This window comes from Bacteroides sp. An19 (assembly GCF_002160215.1).
In the GTDB taxonomy this organism is placed as follows: domain Bacteria; phylum Bacteroidota; class Bacteroidia; order Bacteroidales; family Bacteroidaceae; genus Phocaeicola; species Phocaeicola intestinalis.
In genome coordinates this window covers 1-19,141 of record NZ_NFKD01000075.1, presented here as the reverse complement: position 1 = coordinate 19,141, position 19,141 = coordinate 1, and the positions used below count along the sequence as shown (strand labels likewise).

Sequence of the window (19,141 nt, the reverse complement as noted above, 5' to 3'; positions counted from 1 at the left end):
CCAGGCTACGGGATGCGAAAAAATCGTCTTCCGTATTCCAGCAACGGCTCAGGATGGCTTCGCGGCGGATGACCTCATTCTTGTTTTCGGCGAGAAGCTGCAGGATTTTGGCTTCCGTTGTGGTCAATACACGGATTTTACCCGTGTTGTCATCACGCAAGGTGGCATGTACGGTGTCGAGCGTGTAATGACCGAACCTGCAGTGCCCCTCTACCGACCTGCTTCTGGCACCTTCCTTCATTTTCAGGATGGCGTGGATGTGTGCGTCTATCTCTTCCGGTACAAACGGCTTCTTCACGTAGTTGTTCACGCCCAGTTCGTAGCCGTGTTTCACGTCTTTGGGCGATGTCATAGCGGAAGCGAACAGGATGGGCGTTTCTCCGTCCGTCTCACGGATGCGCCTTACCATCTCGAACCCGTCCATTTCGGGCATGTCGATATCGGATATGATGATGTCTGGTTTGTGTTCCTCCCAAGCGTGCAGACCCTCCAGACCGTTTTCGGCGGTAATCACTTCATAGCCGCCGATGACATCCTGCAGACCTGCTTGTACGATGTAGCATAAGTTCACATCGTCTTCAACGAGTAGTAGCTTTATCATAGTTCTTTGACCATTAAGGGTAAATAGATAATAAATTCAGTAAACTCACCTTCTATGCTGTTGACGAAGATTTTTCCTTTGTGCGATTCGATTACCTGCTGCACGAAATTCAGACCCAGCCCGAAACCGTGAGCTTTCTTCCTGCGGCTCCGGCTTCCAGCCGCCGCACGTTCGTACTTGTTGAAGATGCTGCGCTGGTCCTTTTCCGATATGCCAAGACCGTTGTCGTATATCTTGATAATGGAATAAAGGTCGTTTCTCGATGACGAGATGCGTATGTCTACACGCTCTTTGGAATATTTGATGGAATTGTCTATCAGGTTACTGAACACCTCTTCGATGTATTCCGCATCGGCGTATATCTCCGGTGTTTGCAAGTCAAACTCGAATGATACGGGCTTGTGCGATTTCACCTTGAACTTGTCAGCCAGCCTGACGAGCATCGGCTCCAGCGCAATCTTTTCACACTCCATCTTCATCTTCTTGTTCTCCAGTTTCGATATGGTGAGCAGCTTGTTGGTCAGTGTCAGCAGGCGGTCCGCCTCTTCCTTGGCGACATTGAAGAATTTCTCTTTTGTCTCCGGCTTGTCATCCAGCCTTCCGCTGTGCAGGAAGCTCAATGCCGTGAATATGGTGGTAAGCGGGGTCTTCATATCATGCACCATCGCGTAGGAAAAATCTTCCCGTATTTGGGAAATCTTATTGATGCGGCTAATGATTTTTATCTGATAAGTAATACATCCGATTACAAAAAACATGATGATAATAGTCGCTATAATCAGTAATCCCATCTGTCTTAAGAATATCCGATGCGGACTAATAACTACCATTTGAATACCTTGCGATAAGTCGGATGTGATAGGTATGATTTTAGATTTCATTATTCCAAATCCATGAACATATCCGTTAGAGTTGCTTGAAGATAAAACCTTTTGGTTTTTAGAATCTATTTTATTTATCAAAATAGGGCATTGTAAACCCGATTTTTTTAGCATACCAGATGCTATCGAATCTATTTTTATCAAGGAAATTGCCAATTCTATATCAGACAGCCCTTCGTTCAGGCTTACGATTTCAGGAGCTAATTCATTTTCACTTGCATCAGAAGGGATACTGGTTCCTACTATTTCAGTTCCTTGGGGTGCCTCCTGAAATCTAATGGAAATCTCTCTTCGAATGGCTTTCAGCAGGATTGTATTACATTCTTTATATAAATTCTTTTCAAGTGCTGTATATGTCTTATACAGCCATAGTATTTGAAGAATAATGATGGCAACTATTCCTATAAAAACGACTATGTTAATCTTTCTATATTTCATACATAAGATTTTGGGTGCGAAAATAATAACTTTTCGATAACATTGAAATAACATTTGATAGAATTATGATAGAATATATTTGTAACATGAAAAAATAGAAACAAAAATTATTTGAATTATGAAGCAATGTATATTTGAATTAAACGAGGATTCCATGCGTAATATTTACGGTGGAAAAGAAAAAAAAATTTATTATATTGATGAAGAAGGTAATGTAAAGGTAAAAGTAATAATTGTATAGAAGTAATGATATTTTTAACCTAACGATAACATAAGCATAACATAATCCCCAATAATGTTGGATTACCTTTGCATCAGTAAAACAAATCAATATTATAATAACAATTAAATAAGAACGCGTATGAAAAAGAACAAATTGAAAACTTTAGAGATTGAAGAATTGAAAAACGTGAGTGGAGGAGTGGCACCTGGACCTGACGGTGAAAGCTGTACGGAACATGGGTTGTCGGATTTCTTGAAAAACAAGAATCTCTTGGATATTCTCAAACTTAGATAGTGGAAAGAATAGTATTTGAGAGAATCAGAAATGAGGATAGTATTAACAAATAAAATTATTGCGTATGAAAGAATTGAACAAAGATGAGAACCTGTCAATTACAGGCGGGTATTTCCCTCCGACAGAGGAACAGTTGGAAAAGTTGAATCCTATCGAGAGAATTATCATTTGTTGGTAAAGTAAAAATGTAGTGTATGGAAAAGAATGAAATGATGCGTACCATGAACCTGCAGGAACAACAGGATATCAATGGCGGTGGAGCCTTGGATATTTTGATAAATACGATTGTAGACGTTTTGAATGGAAGAATACCTGTATATGTTTAATGCATTAAAATGTAATGGTATGAAAGAACTGACAGTGGATGAAATGAGATTGACTGATGGTGGAATGATTATTTTCCCTTTTTCATTAGGTTTAGAAGCAATAGAGTTAATTTCAAAAATGTTTTAATAAAAATTAGTGAGTCATGAAAGAAAATGTATTTATGGTTGAGTTGAATCAACAAGAAATGAGAGATGTAGATGGCGGTAATTGGATTAGAGTAGTTCTTGCTCTTGTAGAGTCATTTGAAATAGCAAGTGATTTTCAGGAAGGATGGGATTCTGTTCCAGACCGTTAATGAAGTCAATATTAAAGGATTAAATGTTAGAAAAAATGTCTAATAGAAAGGAGAGTTTATAATGAAGAATGAATCATATGTAGAGCTTAGTAAAAAAGAAGAGTTAGAAGTCTATGGTGGTAAAAGTATTTGGACTTTAGCGGGTGAAGTTTGCCATAAGGCATGGAATGAGATTAAATCATGGTTTTGATAAATGTTGAATTATAAACAGGATGTAGTAATAAACAAATATTACTACATCCTGTTTTAATTAGATTATTTGCTTATGTGTTATATCGAGAAAAAAAATAAAGTTAGAGTTCCATTATGGGCTGATTTGTTAATATTTTTAGTGCTTCTTTTTATTGCATCTTTAATAGGAGTAGAGAGCACATTGTCATTGATCGGTTCAACAGATTTTGAAAGTGTGAAATATTCTTTTTTATCTGCAATTATTTCTTCTATAATGGTTTTCTTGGTTATTTGGCTTCAACATTGTATTATAGACAAACGACCTTTAAGTGAACTGGGTTTATGTACTACTCACTTTGTATGGAAACATTCAAGTTTGGTTGTTGTGTGGACGTTTATAGTGTTTGCTATTGGTTTTTTGATTTGTTTATTAAGTGGTGATGTTTCTATTGTATCGGTACATTGGAATTTGAAAGACTTATCATTGAGTCTATTGATGTTTACTTTTGGTGCTTTCTATGAGGAAATTATAATGAGAGGATATCTATTGACACGTTTATGCCGATCTGGATTAAATGTTTGGCTATGTTTAATAATAACCGCAATTATTTTCTCTGCAATGCATTTAGCAAATCCTAATGTGAATTTTTGTTCTGTTGTTAACCTCTTTTTGTTTGGAATTTTAGACGGATGTATTTTTCTATATACTAAAAGTCTATGGGTGTCTGTAATAGCTCATTGTGCGTGGAATTGGATACAAGGATCAATTTTTGGGTTTAAAGTTAGTGGTTGTGAATTCTTTCAGCCTATTATAAATTTGGATATGCCGTCTTATAATTTAGTAAATGGCGGATTATTTGGATTTGAAGGTTCTATAATCTGTACTATATTATTAATACCTTTTATTATCGTTTTTATAAACCTTCTTTCAAAAAGTATTGCGAAAGACGAATGCCAGCATTAACCTAACGATAACATAAGCATAACATATCCTATTTTTTAGAACGGTTACTTTTGTCCTGTGAAAAGGAAACAGAAGTAACCGTTTTTAATTTAAAAAAGATATGCTATTACCGAACGAATGGATAGAGAACAGTATCGAGACGTACATCTATCAGCACACAACGAAATCGCAGGTGATCTACTGGGTTGTCCTGCTTGCCGTGACCGTCACATTAGTGGCACTTCCCTTTATCTATGTGGATATCTCCGTACAGGGAAGCGGCGTGGTAAGACCTGTAGCGGAAAAGGCGGAAATCACTTCCTCCATTACAGAAATCGTTGATTCGGTATTCGTGAAGGAAGGTGACCAGGTGAACAAGGGAGATGTGATTCTCCGGTTCCGAACCAACAATTCGGACTACAAGATCAATTACCAGACCAGCCGGTTGAACGACTGCAGCGCACAGCTTGCCGACCTTGCTTTTTTGGCGAACGGTGAACGTCCGGAACGGTTCAGTTCCCCGGTAAGGCAGCAGGAATACGCCTATTTCATCCGGAAAAAACAGGAACTGGAAACGGCACTGGCACAGGCGGAAAAGGAATACACCCGGAACAGGACGCTTTTTGAGAAGAAGGTCATTTCGGAAGAGGAATACGACAGTTACTACTTCAAGCTGAAAAGCCAGCAGAACGAACTGGCATCGCTTGTACAGAGCCAACTCAGCACCTGGCAGGCGGACCAGAACACCTACCGGAACACATACAATGAGATGAACTCCAGCCTGAATCAGGAGATAAAGGACAAGGACATGTATATTGTGCGCAGCCCGGTGGACGGGACGGTAGACCAGTTCTCCGGCGTGTACCGCGGAAGCAGCATTCAGGCTGGTCAGTCGCTGGCGGTCATCAGCCCCGACTCCACGCTCTGCCTGGAGGTCTATGTCACGCCGAGGAACATCGGGTTTATGAGCGTGGGTATGCCGGTGAACGTGCAGGTGGAATCGTTCAACTACAACGAATGGGGAACGATACCGGGAAGAGTAAAGGATATATCATCGGACTTCCTGACGGACAGCCAAGGCAATTCCTTCTACAAGGTGAAATGCGAGATGGAGCGTGACTACCTACAGCTGAAGAACGGAAGGGTAGGGAAACTGAAAAAAGGAATGACGGTGAACGCACACTTCATGGTGACACGCCGTTCGCTGTTCGACCTGCTCTATCAGAAGATGGACGGATGGGTGAACCCGAAACAATATGAGAACGAGACAATGGTAGCGAAATTGAATTGAATGGAAAAACGGAAAAAACAGAATGACTATGTATAAGAAAGGAATCAAGATAAAACAGCATGACATTACGGACTGTGGCGCGGCATGCCTTGCCTCTGTCTGCGCACATTACGGGCTGCAGTTCCCGGTTGCCCGCATCCGGCAGTACGCGTTCACCGACCAGAAAGGTACAAACGTGCTGGGACTGATAGAGGCTGCCAACCGGCTCGGACTTTCGGCAAAAGGCGTGAGGGCACAGTTTGAAGCCCTTGCCATCGTTCCGAAACCGACCATCGCCCATGTAATTGTGCATGAGCACCTGCAGCACTTCGTGGTCATCTATAAGGTAGAGAAGGGACACATCACCTATATGGACCCGGGAGACGGAAGGATGCACAAGGTGACGGACGAAGAGTTCAAGAGGATGTGGACGGGCGTACTCGTGCTGATGGAACCGGAAGAGACCTTCAAGAAAGGGAACATGAAAACCAGCATGACGCGGAAGTTCTTCTCACTGCTGGCACCGCACAAGAGCGTCATGATGCAGGCGGTGTTCGGGGCGTTGGTGTACAGCATTCTCGGACTGTCCACCTCGGTATATGTGGGTAAAATCACCGATTACGTGCTGGTGGACGGAAACATCAACCTGCTCAATCTGATGGGCGTGGTGATGATTGTCATATTGATTCTCCGCACCTTTATCGGAGCCATGAAGAGCATCCTGGCATTGAAGACCGGGCAGCGTATCGATGCCGCCTTGATATTAGGATATTACAAGCACCTGCTGACACTCCCGCAACAGTTCTTCGACACGATGCGTGTAGGTGAGATCATCTCGCGTGTGAACGATGCGGTGAAAATCCGGAATTTCATTAACAACGTGTCGCTCGATCTGGTGGTGAACATGATGATCCTGCTTTTCTCTGTGGGTCTGATGTTCGTGTATTCGTGGGAGCTTGCCCTTGTGACGTTGGCATCCGCACCGCTTTTCCTGCTTATCTTCTGGGGGTTCAACCGGCTGAATCGGAAATACCAGCGTGGTATCATGGAGAGCAGCGCGGACTTGGAGGCACAACTGGTGGAATCCATCAACTCCATCTCCACCATCAAGCGTTTCGGCATAGAGGACTTTGCCAACCTGAAGACGGAGACCCGCTTCGTGCATCTGTTGAAGAACACGTTCCGCAGCATTTACGGAGCGATCATGGCACAGGGTGGCATCCAGTTCGTCTCCACAGCCATCACCATTGCGGTGCTCTGGATGGGAAGCGTGCTGGTCATCGACAAGGAACTGACACCAGGAACACTGATGGTGTTCTATTCGCTCATCAGCTACGTCATCTCGCCCATCGGCTCGCTGATATCTTCCAACCAGACCATTCAGGACGCACTGATTGCAGCCGACCGTCTGTTTCAGATTATGGATCTGGAGCGTGAACAGGACGACAGCCAAAAGATAGAGCTTGAACCGGACATGATCGGTGACATCACGTTTGAGAACGTGTCGTTCCGTTACGGTTCGCGGAAAGAAGTGTTCAAAGGATTGAACCTGAAGATAGGAAAAGGAAAGACCACCGCCGTCATCGGTGAGAGCGGTTCGGGAAAAACCACGTTGATCTCCCTTTTGCAGCATATCTATCCCATCCAGTCCGGTCAGATCCGCATCGGCGAATATGACATCGCCCAGATAAGCAACCGGAGCTTACGCCGCCGGGTTGGTACGGTGCCGCAGCAGATTGAGCTGTTTGCCGGGACAATCATCGAGAACATTGCGGTGGGAGACCTGCAGCCGGACATGAAACGGATTGTAGACCTTGTGGAACAGCTCGGGCTGAAGGATTTCATCGAGCGTCTGCCCAACGGATACATGACCTATATCGGCGAGCACGGTGCTTCCCTTTCCGGGGGAGAACGGCAGCGCATTGCTATCGCACGCGCCCTGTATAAGGAACCGGAGATTCTGATTTTTGATGAAGCGACCTCCTCGCTGGATTCCATATCGGAGAAGCATGTGAAGCAGACGCTGGATGCACTGGCTAAACGGGGAAAGACCGTCATTGTCATTGCGCACCGCTTGAGCACGGTGAAGAACGCGGATAGGATTGTGGTACTCGACAAGGGTCAGGTAGCCGAGACGGGTACGCACAAGGAACTGTTCAATTCTGGCGGAATCTACAGCCGGTTGTGGAACGAGCAGTTTGACCAGTTGGATTAATTTGTTTCCATTCCTATAATCCGATATTCGGGTTGTAGGAATGGATTTTTCTTAACCTTTTGATAACTTTCCGATAACATCGTCCGTGGCTTTGTCTGTCTACTTTTGTAGAGCGAAAAACGAATAAGAAAGGACGAAATATGAAAGGATTAGTATCTATACTGGCTTTTGCCGGATTATTAGCCTGTCAGGGAAACGTACAGGCACAAGTGAAAAAATGGACACTTGCAGAGTGTATCGACTATGCAGTGACACACAACATTGAGGTAAAGCAAAGCGATAACCAGATTCAGAACTTGAAAGTGCAGAGGAATACATTAAGGAACAGTTTCCTTCCGGATCTGAATGCAGGTGCCTCGCAGAACTTCACTTTCGGACGCTCGTTGAACCAGAACAACACGTATGAGGACAGCAACATACAGAACTCGTCTTTCTCTGTAACTACGGAAATCCCGATATTTGCCGGATTCAAGCGGACGGCATCCATTGCGCAGAACCGCTTCGACCTGCTTGCCGCAGAGGCGAACCGGGAACTGATAGAGAACAACCTGTCGCTGAACGTGGCTGGAGCCTATTTCCAGATTCTTCTGAACAAGGAAATCTACCGTATAGCATTGGAACAGATACAGCTGACCAAGGAGCAGGAAGCCTGCACGCAGCTTCTTATCGAGAACGGAAAGGCTGCTGAATCACAACTTTATGATGTGCGTGCCCAACTGGCGGATGACGAGCTGACCGCTACAGAAGCGAGAAATTCTCTCCGGCTCGCCTATCTTGACCTGGCACAACTGATGGAGCTGAAAGGGCATGAGCAGTTTGACATCGATTCGCTTGGCGGAGAAATTGCCATCGCCGACACGCTGAGCCCGGTGAGCATCTATCAGTCCGCCCTGACCTGTATGCCTCAGATACGTCAGGCATATTACACCCTGCAGAGCAAGACGAAAGGCATCCGGATAGCCAAGTCCGGATATTACCCGACCCTTTCATTCGCAGCCGGAATAAACACGAACTATTACGACAACGGGAGCGGACTTGGCGAGACGTTCCGGAGGCAGCTTAACAACAACATGCAGAAAAGCCTGTGCTTTACAATCAGCATCCCGTTGTTTGACCGGTTTTCCACTCGGAACCAGGTGAGGGCGGCACGTATCGATGAGGATAATGCGAGACTGTCATTGGAAAACGAGAAAAAGCAGTTGTACAAAGACATCGAGCAGGCTTATACGGATGCGATATCCGCATTCGAGAAATACCGTTCCACCACGAAAGCAGTAATAGCCAATCAGGAAGCACATCGGTATGCATTGGAAAAATATGCAGCCGGGAAATCGACTGTATTCGAATACAATGAAATCAAGATGAAACTTGCCGACGCGCTTTCCCAACAGTCACAGGCTAAATATACATATCTGCTGAAAGACCGTATACTGGCTTTCTATTCCTGCTTTTCACTGACAGATTAACTACCTGTAATTATGCATTCAATAAAGATAAATCTCGATATCGTTTTAAATAAAAGAGGAATGACGTTGAAGGAACTTTCGGAAAAAACAGGCGTGTCTATAGCCAACCTTTCCAACCTGAAAAACAACCGTGTCGTTTCAGTCAGGTTTTCTATGCTTGATAAAATCTGTAAATCCTTGGAATGCCAGCCTGCCGACATCTTAAAGTATGAAGATGATTAACTTAATGATAACATTCTGATAACCTGAAAGGGGATACATCCTTCTTACCTTTGTGTCAGTAAAAGGAAATAAAGACGAAATAATAAAAATAGCAAGATATGGAAATTATTACAGCAACAACGATTTTTTTAGCGTCATTGAACGTATATGGCGAGTGTGGGTTTGCATACAATGCAGAAACCTCTGAGGATGGGATTGTCACAGCCAAGACTGTGTACCGTAAGTCGGTATGTGGAAAGTATCTGTCTCCGACTTTGAAATACAACTATGTGTATGACGGAGAGCAACGTCTGGCACAGAAAGAAGTGTTGAAGTGGAACGGCGTAACAGGGGAATGGGATAAATCGCACATTTTGAATTACATGTATGATGAAAGCGGATATGCCATTGAATATGCTGTATGGAACAGTGGCAAAAAGGAATACGCTGATGTGGTTGCCAAGCAGACTTATAATGAAGGCATTGACGGTGCGCTTTATATCGCTTTGTATAAATGGGATGACTCCGGGAACGACTGGGAGAAGCAGAATGATATGGTTGCCATGAACCTGTCAGGCGAACTTCTGACATCTTTTGAATTTGAATTATAATAAAATGTATAACAATAAAATGATGAATTTATGGAAAAGAAAAATTTAGAACGGAAAGTAAGACTGATTGCAATCGAAGAAATGAGAAATGTGAACGGCGGGGCGACTATTGTAGATGGGGACGAATTTGCACAACTGAAACTGCCGATTGGCATGCGCAAGAAATTCTAAGCTGATGTCGTTTTGAAAAATAATATAGGTTATGGAAGGTTGGATTGGATAATATGAATTAGTCAAGACTTAATCTGACAGTTATGGATAAAAAGATTATATTTGTAACATAAAGCCAGATTAAGTTATGACCACATCAGAAAAAGTCATCAAGAACAAGCTGGGACTGCTTGAGTTGTCCCAACAGTTGGGGAACGTGTCACGTGCCTGCAAGATAATGGGTTACAGCCGTGACAGTTTTTATCGTTTCAAGGAACTGTACGAGCAGGGCGGAGAGCTTGCCCTGCAGGAGATTTCACGGAAGAAGCCGGTGATAAAGAACCGTGTGGAGGAGCGCATAGAACAGGCGGTCATCCAGATGGCCATAGACAATCCGGCATTGGGACAGGTGCGGGTATCCAACGAACTGCGCAAGAAAGGCATCCTCGTATCCCCCGGAGGAGTACGGTCCATCTGGCTCAGGCATGACATGGAGACCTTCCAGAAACGGCTTAAGGCACTTTCCGCCAAGGTGGAGCAGGAAGGCATCGTGCTTGACGAGAACCAGGTGGCCGCGCTGGAGAAGGCCAGGGCGGAGAAACAGGCGCACGGTGAAATAGAGACCTATTATCCCGGCTTCCTTGTGGCGCAGGACACCTGTTATGTAGGGTATATCAAAGGCGTGGGGCACATCTACCAGCAGACCGTCATCGACACTTATTCCAAAATCGGATTCGCCAAACTCTACGACAGGAAGAACGCGCTCGTCGCTGCGGACATGCTCAACGACAGGGTGGTCCCGTTCTTCGAGCAGCATGACCTGAAGCTGATGAGGATGCTCACGGATCGTGGGACTGAATACTGCGGAAACAGGGAGACGCACGAGTACGAGCTGTATCTTGCCGTTGAGGACATCGACCACTCAAAAATCAAGGCCAAGAGCCCGCAGACGAACGGAATCTGTGAACGCTTCAACAGGACAGTACAGAACGAGTTCTATGCCATCGCCTTCAGGAAGAAGATATACGCTTCGATAGAGCAGCTGCAGGCAGACCTTGACATATGGATGGACTCCTATAACACCCAAAGAACGCACTCCGGAAAATACTGTTTTGGGAAAACTCCAATGCAGACTTTCCTCGAAGGTATTGAGGTGGCAAGGAGATATCGGTTGCAGGATGCCGGAAAAATGCAGCCTGATGAGCACGCTATTGCCACGTCTGGTTGCGAGAGTGAGAATAGTTGCGTATCTTCGCAGCAGACATCGGACACTTTTTTTGTCAGATAGTATAGACATTGTCAGAACAAGTCTTGACTATTACAGATAATAAATTGAATGTGTGAATCCTTGTCTGTATGTTTTTGGGATGCCTGTGTGTGGCATCCCTTTTTTTATGGAAACTAAACTATGGAGCATATCTTTCTCCCTTGTCGCTTAAATATAGATCTATGGCTTCGTTGAATGCTTGAAGTAAGGTCATTCCGTTGTCTGTTGCATATCGTTTCAGCCGGTTGTGGCGTGAAGGGTCTGTTATGTAATTGCAGGTTTTATATTTGGGCTTTTCTTGTGTACGTAAATTCGGTTGCTTTATCGCTTCTGTCGTTGGTCTTACCAATGAACTTAGCCCGGCTTTCATGTTTTCTCTCAGGTTGTTCCTTTTGTTTTCCATACGGCTGTATTAATTGAATGTTGATTCTTTTTTTAGAAATTCATCACAAAATGAAGCATAATCTTCCGCTCCTGAAGATTTTGGCGCATAGTGGAATATATCATGTTTAGCAGCTGTTGCTTCTCCGATGGCGACATTGGTTCGGATTGTAGTAGTGAACACATCCCCTTGAAAAGTGTCACGGATTATCTCTTGTATATCTTGATTGAAATTTTTTCGTCTGTCGTATTTGGTAATCAGTATTCCAGAAATGCGCAATTTAGGGTTCAGATTGTTTTTTACTTCTTGGATGACGTTTGTCAACCTGCCCATTCCTCGCATTGCTAAGTATTCTGCTTCTACGGGGATGATGATACAATCCGAAGCAGTCATTGCGTTGATAGTCAGTATAGATAAGGATGGAGGACAATCTATAAGAATATAATCGTATTGTTCCTGTACCGGGCGGAGTAATTTGTGAAGAATCTGCTCCCGTGCATACTTTTGCATTATTTCCATTTCTATTGCTGACATATCCAAACATGACGGTACAATATCCAGACCGTCTTCGTTCTTTACAATCGGAAGCCGACTGTAGCCTCTCATGGCTTGATAAATGGTATCGTCAAGTTCTGTGGAAACTCCTAAGCAGTCCGTCAGGTTTGACTGTGCGTCCATATCAATGAGCAGTACCCGTTTTCCCCGAATTTGCAGTGCTGCACCTAAATTAGCCGCAGTTGCCGTTTTCCCGACACCTCCTTTGTGGTTGATTATTGATACTATTTTCGCCATACTGTTGGTTATAAATGCTAACTGAAAAACTAAATCACTAAAATTAGTTGATTAGTGGCAAAATTACTATTAAATGCAGAATAAATCAAATGAATCAACGATTTTATTTTTTCCGTTTACTCACTCCCGTTTTCTCTATTGCATTTTAAGATGGAATAGGACATATCCTTATTGGACTATTTGGAAGACAAGAATTTAATCTTTGTGCATCATGTGTGTGTTATTTCCACTAATTCACTAAAACACTAATATTTGTAATGTACATTATGTTTTATATAAATATTTGATAAACAATAAAGTATAAGAAGCGTATATACACTAATCCACTAATAAACTAAACAACTAATAAACTATTTTTTGTAATGTACATTAAAAATAATACTTTTGTAAGAAAATAAACATCAGAAAAATGATAACGACTATACAGTTTAAGACGCTTGACGATTTGTTTCAGTTCTATAATAACCGCCTGTTCGAAGGGAAGCTGCCAGAATGCATTGTGAATATGAGCCGGAAAGGAGGTTCTTATGGTTTTTTCGCTGCAGACCGATGGAAAGGGGATTCAATGCAAAAGAAAATCATCCATGAAATCAGTATCAATCCGGATTTTATGGATCGACCGGATAAAGAATGGCATTCGACTTTAGTGCACGAAATGTGCCATCTTTGGCAGCATGATTTTGGGAATCCAAGCCGGAACTGTTATCATAACAAGCAATGGGCGTCTAAAATGATACAGGTCGGTCTGATGCCGACAGATACGGGAGAACCGGGAGGGAAGCAAACAGGGCAACAGATGTCTCATTATGTAATTGAAGGCGGTTTGTTTGATAAGGTTTTCAATGCGCTTGGGGCTGATGAATTGGAGAACCTACGCTTGAAATACAGACCTTTGCCCGCTTCTTTCCGGATGCTTCCAGCGCCTGTACCTCCACCGGGAAAATCTGCAGATACAGAAAAAGCTGAAGATAAGGAGGGGGATTGGGAGAAAAGCGGGAAACGCAAGAGATACACTTGTGGATGCGGAAACCATGTATGGGGAAAATCCGGTTTGTGGATCAGGTGCGAAGAGTGCAATATGCTGTTTTTGGAGGATTAAATGAAACGGGAGTGTCGGCGAATTGAAGCCGTTTTTTTATTCTGTATAATGGCATAAAAAACAAAACCCTGAAGTTTGTCTTTCGACAGGGACGACAGGGGATTACTTTGCAAAAGTACGCATTTGTATTTATATTTGCAAATAAAACAATAGAAATCATGAAATACAACGATTATGAAGCGGCTTTCTCCCAAGCCCGTTTAAGCAGATACCTAAATGCTTGTGCTGGGGACAAGAATAAGGCACTCATACTATACAGGCACAATTTGAAATTGTGCCAGAAATTTTATGGCGTACTTGGATTGTTTGAAGTCGTTTTTCGCAATGCGGTAAATGAACACTATAAGCGTCATTTCGGTGATGAAGATTGGATTCGGACGCAGATTCATGCAGGAGGAATGTTAGAGAGCAGTCCACAGGTATCAGATGTAACCCGTTACATCTCAAAACTATCGGATGCGGGGAAGTACACGCATGACAGGTTGGTATCTTCGGTAAGCTTCGGCTTCTGGACCTATCTTTTCAACAAACAGCCATTCCGAAAAGGCGGTCAGAGTCTATTGGCTATCTTTCCGCACAAGACCAAAGGGTTGGGGCAAAGGGCAATTTACAACGAGTTGATGGAAATCAAAAGTTTTAGGAACCGAATAGCCCACCATGAACCCATATGTTTTGATATGGACGGAAATAAGGACGTGGAATTTGCACAATCCAATTACAACCAAATCCTGAAGTATGTTGATTTTTTAGGGTACAATAAGAATGAATTATTCTATGGGTTGGATGTGCTGCCTGACAGGACAATCCAAAAAATAAGAGACCTATAACATTTGAAGCTGGGATTATCCGTTTCAAATATCCCGGCTTCATCCTTGTTTGTCCTTCAGTTTTCCTTTAAGTGCATTGATGATATACCCTTTGGGATTGCCTTTATCTCTCGATTTGCCTTTCAGTATAGCCAGTTCCCCCAGGATGTCCGGCAGTTCGAACTGTGCGGCAATGAAAACAGCCCGGTTGTTCTTGATTTCCTTGTCTGAAAATCCAAGCGAGAGCTTCAAGTAGCCAAGCACTTGCCTATTCAGATCCCATGAAAGGTTTGTCTGCTTCTGGATTTCCTGCCGGTAGAGGTCATTATCCCTGAACTGCGGCTGTAGTATCGGATAAAAACAGAACCCAACAATTTTCTTTCCTTCTTTCTGAGGGGTCCACTCGAAAGTATAGGGGGAGCACTCGTCCAGCTCTTTCTTTGCCGGTTCAATGACTTTTCGTATGAAATCCGCCGTCAGTTTGTATTTGTCGGTTACCTGGAACATTTCCTTGAGATGGTTAAGTGAGAATGACATTTTCGCTTTCTGACCGCTCATCAGTTCATAGAAGCGCATTGTATAGACGCTTTTGAAGTTCATGGCTGTCACTAACTCGTATTTGCGGAATCCTTTAGTGAAGTCAAGGCAGCAGCTCCAAATCCTTGGGTCTATTTGAAACGTGAACGTGCTCTTGTATTTTTGAATTTTTGGCAAAACAATGATATTTATCTTTTCCCATGTTTTTTCATCTTCATATTCAAAATATTTCTGAGACAAGGCTATCAAGGCTTTTTTCGCTTTTGTATAGTTATTGTCATCTTCATTGGATAGTATCGATGTGACCGGGAGGGTCACTGTTAAGTTTCCCCAAAGCGTGTGCTCCACTTTTCTACAATCTTCCGGGAATTTCAACCCCTGCAATTCACATTGGGCGAGTTCTACAAGCCTGTATAGAATCCTTTTTTCGTACACATTGAAATCATATTTTGCCGTAGTCATGATGTAGCTTTGCATCTGGTCTTTGTTTCTGACTACTACTCCGTTGTTTTTTTTCTGTTTCGTGCGTTCCATAATCCAATTGGCTTTATGTTGTTTTGCAAAGATAGCTATTATTATGACTTGTACAAATGAAAGTCATCGATATTATAAAAATCCATTCCAAAAGTCATAGTTTGAGGCGAAAAATCCATTCCAAAAGTCATAGTTTGTATTCCAAAAGTCATAATAAGATGTTAAATACTTTCCGTAATTGATTGATAATCAGCTAAAATTTAGTTAAAACAAAAAAGGCGATAAGTATATACAAGTTATGCATATAAACAAGTCAAAGAAATTTTTAGCGGAATGTCACGAAATTCATTCCAAAAGTCATAATTCCGTTGACAAGGGAAAGCAAATTGTCAGCATAGCAGGAATAGGGACGGACTTTTCTGCGCGTTAAATTATATGTATTTATGTAATTGTATGTTAAATTTATGTTGAAAAACATAATTACATATGGATACCCTTGTTTGTGCCTAATCCGAATATCTTCTGTAGTTTTATCCATAGCTGTTTGAAAAATTCCTTGAAGTGAATTTTGTTCAGCCAAATGGTCGTATTTCCAGCCTTGCTTTTGGCAATGTTTATCTTCACTTCATTGACTTGGTGCTTTTTTCTGCGTTCCCGGTCGTACAGGAATCCTGAATAGGTTATCTCTTTTCCTGTGAGCAGGAGCCGGATATCGTTGTCTCTGACACCCATTTCCCGGAGCTCCTCGATGTTTTCTTTGGCGTTTTCCATACAGGGGAACAGTTCGGTTATCGGCTTCAGCCTTTCTTCTCCGGTTCTGACTGCCCTGCGTGTGGCTTCCCGTTCCCTTTCGTTTTGGGCGTTTGCTGTACGCAGGTTGCTCTGGAGGTTTTGGCTTTTCATCTCCAGTTCGTAATTCTCCCTTTTCAGTTCCGCAATCTCCTGCTCCTGCCGTTTGACCTTTCCGGAGTTGAAAAGGCTGGCTGTCGCATCGATGACGGTCGTCCCGGCTTTCAGCAAGGCTGTTCCCGTGTCGGCTGCCGCCCCTTTCAGCTTTTCCACCTTTATTTCGGCTGATGCTTCCTTGAGCTTCTTTTGGGTGTCCCCCAGCTTTTCCCCTGCCTGTTTCACTTTTTCCTCGATGGCGTTGCGTTCATTCTCCATCTGACGGCATTCTTTTTCGATTTGCGCCGCTTTCTCCGCTTCGACCATATTCTTGTACTGGATGGCTGAAAGGTGCTTACGGTCGGAAGAAATGCCCCTTTCCATGCCAAGGCATTCCGCCAGTATGGTCTGCATTTCCGCCATGTCCTGTTTGTTCAGCTTCCGGGTCCTCCCCGTTTCCCCGTCCGTCCAGTCGAAAATCATGTGCGCATGATAGTTCGGCTTCCATGTTTCCGCGTTCCCGTCCCAAACGCTGGCTCCCTCGTCCTTGTGCGTGTAGATTTGGAACGTGTGTATTCCGAAGCGTTCCTCCAACCTCCCGGCAAAGTCCTGAAGTTGCCGGAGTGTCGTGCCGTCCTCGATTACGACCACTCCCTCCCGGATGGGTGTCGCCTTCTTCTGCATGGACTGCCCGGTGTGCTGCCTGTACTTTTCCCTTATGTCCTCCAGCACGTCTGCTATCTTCATTTCCGACCATTGCTCGTTGCGGTGGGAGAGTTCCGGTCGTATGTAGTCGAGTTCTTTGCTGCGGAGGTTGTGCCGTTCCGCGCTGCCGATGTTGCAGGGTCTTACGTTGATGCTTGTCTTTGCCATAATCTTTCTCTTTTCGTTGGTGGATATCCGTTTGCATCGCCATCGAGCTTGCCGATGGCGGACGGGGTCGAGGGGGGTCCCCTCGCACACGACCATTTAGGGTCATAGTGTGCTATAACCTCGCAAGCAAAGTTAAGCCATTCGGACGGAATTTGCAAATGCTAAGTGTGGAAAGAGCACATAGGTCGGTACACAAAGTACACTCAGAAAAATCATCGGTCGGGGAACGCCTGCACGGCAAGGGGGTGCACCCGCACTCCCGACGAGTGCATCCATTAGAAGCCATTTTTCCGAAAGTAATTTCATTGTATCAAATTCATGTAGATTAACTATTGAAATTGTTACATAATCAAAATTTATTGTACTTTTGCGATGAAAAAAGGTGTCATTTATGGTGGATAAGAATAAAAATTTAAATAAGATGAAAGAAGGAGATTTTGTATCAGTGTCCGCTGAAGCCACAGGTTTAGGCAGACCAATGGAGGCTGTTATAGACAAGATTGAAACATTCCTTGGGCAAACCCTTGTCACGGTCAGTTATACACAACCTGACGCAAATTCCGGATTCGGAGGTTGCTTTGTTGATGCGCACATCACCGTGAAGGAATAAAAACAAATGAATTTGATTAATTGGAAGTATGGTAAATGAAAATGTATCAAAATCAAAAAGAGGTGGGAAGCGGGAAGGAGCCGGCAGGAAGAGCCGTGCCGGAATCCATTCGGTAGTCATGCGTGTACCTGCATCGATGGAGGAACTGGTACAGGCATTCATTGACATTTATTCGGATTGGATTCGCGAAGAAGGAGATAAATTTGCTCCGCACAAAACCAATGAAATGCAAAGGGCTTTTTTTAGGCAAACGGTTTCAGGAATGTTGGAATTTGAACGTGAACGGTTGGCGAAAAGGAACAAGGAGGATAGTGACAAGCGTCAACTCCGATTGTTTGAAAACGAAACGAAATCAGAATAGCTAATTTCAAAAAACGAAGGTTTTTCATACACGTTCCGGTCTTTCCAAGTTGTGCAGGAAATGCTGTTCCTGTTTGTCTGAAAACCGGTCTTTTTATCAAAGTATGAAAAATAGTATGTATGACATATTACAGACAAGACCATGATTATAGGATATGCAAGGGTTTCGAAGAATGACCAGCACCTTGACCGGCAGATAGACCGGTTGAAAAAAGAGGGATGCGAGCGTATTTATCAGGAAAAAGTGTCTGGCGCGGGAAAACTAAGACCTGAACTGGATAAGATGCTGGATGCGCTTCGTGAAGGAGATACAGTTATCGTATGTGAGCTGACCAGATTGGGGCGTTCCGTAAAGGAGCTTTTTATGCTGGCTGAACGTATTGGCGCAACGGGTGCAGATCTGCGTTCGATTAAAGAGCCTTGGCTTGACACGACCACTCCGCAAGGTAAACTGCTTTTTGCCGTATTTTCAGGCGTGAGCCAGTTTGAGCGTGACATTATCCGTGAAAGAACCCTTGAAGGGCTGGAATCCGCACGGGCAAGGGGGCGCAAAGGAGGGAGACCGAAAGCCGATGCAGGACGCATAGAACTTGCCATGAAGCTTTATGATTCCCGTGCGTGCACCGTGTCTGACATTCTCAAGGCTTCAGGCATAAGCAAAGCCACCCTGTACGCTTATTTAAAGGACAGGGAAAGTACGGAAAAGGAAACCTGAATGGAATCCTTTCCCGTAAGGTTATGTATTCCGATACGTTACTTTGCCACCAGCATCAGTCCGACACCTCTTGCGGTCTTAATTTCCACATCCGGATCATCGGTAAAGAGCTTGCGGAGTTTGGTGACAAATACATCCAGGCTACGGGATGCGAAAAAATCGTCTTCCGTATTCCAGCAACGGCTCAGGATGGCTTCGCGGCGGATGACCTCATTCTTGTTTTCGGCGAGAAGCTGCAGGATTTTGGCTTCCGTT

At 43.7% G+C, this 19,141-nt stretch carries 24 protein-coding genes; 17 read left to right on the top strand and 7 right to left on the bottom strand.

Translation table 11 applies throughout. The features are described 5' to 3' along the window. Together B5F25_RS18555 and B5F25_RS22560 are read right to left on the bottom strand one after the other, a co-directional pair. The coding region (locus tag B5F25_RS18555) for a response regulator transcription factor (protein WP_087251396.1) at positions 1 to 601 on the bottom strand (601 nt) is incomplete at its 3' end. Next, positions 598 to 1,392: a HAMP domain-containing sensor histidine kinase gene (locus tag B5F25_RS22560; RefSeq protein ID WP_239414158.1), complete on the bottom strand. Its 795-nt coding sequence runs from the start codon at positions 1,390 to 1,392 to the stop codon at positions 598 to 600. The genes B5F25_RS18555 and B5F25_RS22560, both read right to left, overlap by 4 nt. An 889-nt stretch (positions 1,393 to 2,281) precedes the next feature. Between B5F25_RS22560 and B5F25_RS18545 the strand changes: the two genes are divergently transcribed. From B5F25_RS18545 to B5F25_RS18510, 12 genes are all read left to right on the top strand, one after another. Then, positions 2,282 to 2,437, top strand: a complete 156-nt coding sequence (locus B5F25_RS18545) for a bacteriocin (protein ID WP_087251392.1) — start codon at positions 2,282 to 2,284, stop codon at positions 2,435 to 2,437. Between the two features lie 194 nt (positions 2,438 to 2,631). After that, positions 2,632 to 2,763, top strand: coding sequence for a hypothetical protein (locus B5F25_RS22665; protein ID WP_255395980.1), 132 nt, complete (start codon positions 2,632 to 2,634; stop codon positions 2,761 to 2,763). A gap of 143 nt (positions 2,764 to 2,906) precedes the next feature. After that, a complete protein-coding gene (locus tag B5F25_RS22170; protein WP_164496655.1) occupies positions 2,907 to 3,059 on the top strand; it encodes a hypothetical protein in 153 nt (50 codons plus the stop codon). Positions 3,060 to 3,120: 61 nt separating this feature from the next. Next, positions 3,121 to 3,249 carry a hypothetical protein gene (locus B5F25_RS22660; protein WP_255395979.1) on the top strand — a complete coding sequence of 43 codons (129 nt, stop codon included), beginning with the start codon at positions 3,121 to 3,123 and terminating at the stop codon, positions 3,247 to 3,249. Between the two features lie 75 nt (positions 3,250 to 3,324). Continuing rightward, complete coding sequence (locus B5F25_RS18540) at positions 3,325 to 4,194, top strand: CPBP family intramembrane glutamic endopeptidase (protein ID WP_087251400.1); 870 nt, start codon at positions 3,325 to 3,327, stop codon at positions 4,192 to 4,194. A gap of 100 nt (positions 4,195 to 4,294) precedes the next feature. After that, positions 4,295 to 5,464 (top strand): HlyD family efflux transporter periplasmic adaptor subunit, encoded by a 1,170-nt coding sequence (locus B5F25_RS18535; protein WP_087251390.1) that lies wholly within the window; start codon positions 4,295 to 4,297, stop codon positions 5,462 to 5,464. Positions 5,465 to 5,492: 28 nt separating this feature from the next. After that, positions 5,493 to 7,658 carry a peptidase domain-containing ABC transporter gene (locus tag B5F25_RS18530; protein WP_087251388.1) on the top strand — a complete coding sequence of 722 codons (2,166 nt, stop codon included), beginning with the start codon at positions 5,493 to 5,495 and terminating at the stop codon, positions 7,656 to 7,658. A 140-nt stretch (positions 7,659 to 7,798) separates the two neighbouring features. Beyond that, positions 7,799 to 9,124, top strand: a complete 1,326-nt coding sequence (locus tag B5F25_RS18525; RefSeq protein WP_087251386.1) for a TolC family protein — start codon at positions 7,799 to 7,801, stop codon at positions 9,122 to 9,124. Between the two features lie 12 nt (positions 9,125 to 9,136). Continuing rightward, complete coding sequence (locus tag B5F25_RS18520) at positions 9,137 to 9,346, top strand: helix-turn-helix domain-containing protein (RefSeq protein WP_087251384.1); 210 nt, start codon at positions 9,137 to 9,139, stop codon at positions 9,344 to 9,346. Between the two features lie 98 nt (positions 9,347 to 9,444). Next, positions 9,445 to 9,936: a DUF3836 domain-containing protein gene (locus B5F25_RS18515; protein WP_087251382.1), complete on the top strand. Its 492-nt coding sequence runs from the start codon at positions 9,445 to 9,447 to the stop codon at positions 9,934 to 9,936. A gap of 30 nt (positions 9,937 to 9,966) precedes the next feature. Next, positions 9,967 to 10,107, top strand: a complete 141-nt coding sequence (locus tag B5F25_RS22165) for a hypothetical protein (RefSeq protein ID WP_164496654.1) — start codon at positions 9,967 to 9,969, stop codon at positions 10,105 to 10,107. Between the two features lie 127 nt (positions 10,108 to 10,234). Next, on the top strand, positions 10,235 to 11,374 hold the full coding sequence (locus B5F25_RS18510) for an IS481 family transposase (protein ID WP_087251380.1): 1,140 nt from the start codon (positions 10,235 to 10,237) through the stop codon (positions 11,372 to 11,374). Between the two features lie 118 nt (positions 11,375 to 11,492). Here B5F25_RS18510 and B5F25_RS18505 read toward each other — a convergent pair whose 3' ends face one another. Next, on the bottom strand, positions 11,493 to 11,756 hold the full coding sequence (locus B5F25_RS18505) for a hypothetical protein (protein ID WP_087251377.1): 264 nt from the start codon (positions 11,754 to 11,756) through the stop codon (positions 11,493 to 11,495). A gap of 9 nt (positions 11,757 to 11,765) precedes the next feature. Then, positions 11,766 to 12,527 carry a ParA family protein gene (locus B5F25_RS18500; RefSeq protein ID WP_087251374.1) on the bottom strand — a complete coding sequence of 254 codons (762 nt, stop codon included), beginning with the start codon at positions 12,525 to 12,527 and terminating at the stop codon, positions 11,766 to 11,768. A gap of 409 nt (positions 12,528 to 12,936) precedes the next feature. Between B5F25_RS18500 and B5F25_RS18495 the strand changes: the two genes are divergently transcribed. Both B5F25_RS18495 and B5F25_RS18490 read left to right on the top strand, forming a co-directional pair. Beyond that, positions 12,937 to 13,626 (top strand): SprT-like domain-containing protein, encoded by a 690-nt coding sequence (locus B5F25_RS18495; RefSeq protein ID WP_087251372.1) that lies wholly within the window; start codon positions 12,937 to 12,939, stop codon positions 13,624 to 13,626. Between the two features lie 158 nt (positions 13,627 to 13,784). Beyond that, on the top strand, positions 13,785 to 14,453 hold the full coding sequence (locus tag B5F25_RS18490) for an Abi family protein (RefSeq protein WP_087251370.1): 669 nt from the start codon (positions 13,785 to 13,787) through the stop codon (positions 14,451 to 14,453). 39 nt (positions 14,454 to 14,492) lie between these two features. Here the strand turns inward: B5F25_RS18490 and B5F25_RS18485 are convergent, their stop codons facing one another. Then, positions 14,493 to 15,503: a replication initiation protein gene (locus B5F25_RS18485; protein ID WP_087251368.1), complete on the bottom strand. Its 1,011-nt coding sequence runs from the start codon at positions 15,501 to 15,503 to the stop codon at positions 14,493 to 14,495. 420 nt (positions 15,504 to 15,923) lie between these two features. Beyond that, a complete protein-coding gene (locus tag B5F25_RS18480; protein WP_087251366.1) occupies positions 15,924 to 17,201 on the bottom strand; it encodes a hypothetical protein in 1,278 nt (425 codons plus the stop codon). A gap of 391 nt (positions 17,202 to 17,592) precedes the next feature. Here B5F25_RS18480 and B5F25_RS18475 point away from each other — a divergent pair, with 391 nt between their 5' ends. From B5F25_RS18475 to B5F25_RS18465, 3 genes are all read left to right on the top strand, one after another. After that, positions 17,593 to 17,811: a hypothetical protein gene (locus B5F25_RS18475; protein WP_239414159.1), complete on the top strand. Its 219-nt coding sequence runs from the start codon at positions 17,593 to 17,595 to the stop codon at positions 17,809 to 17,811. A 28-nt stretch (positions 17,812 to 17,839) separates the two neighbouring features. Next, positions 17,840 to 18,172 (top strand): hypothetical protein, encoded by a 333-nt coding sequence (locus B5F25_RS18470; protein WP_087251365.1) that lies wholly within the window; start codon positions 17,840 to 17,842, stop codon positions 18,170 to 18,172. 141 nt (positions 18,173 to 18,313) lie between these two features. After that, the gene (locus B5F25_RS18465) at positions 18,314 to 18,886 is read left to right on the top strand and encodes a recombinase family protein (RefSeq protein ID WP_087251363.1); all 573 of its coding nucleotides are present in this window, start codon (positions 18,314 to 18,316) and stop codon (positions 18,884 to 18,886) included. 38 nt (positions 18,887 to 18,924) lie between these two features. Here B5F25_RS18465 and B5F25_RS18460 read toward each other — a convergent pair. Then, the coding region (locus B5F25_RS18460; protein ID WP_140406981.1) for a helix-turn-helix domain-containing protein at positions 18,925 to 19,141 on the bottom strand (217 nt) is incomplete at its 5' end.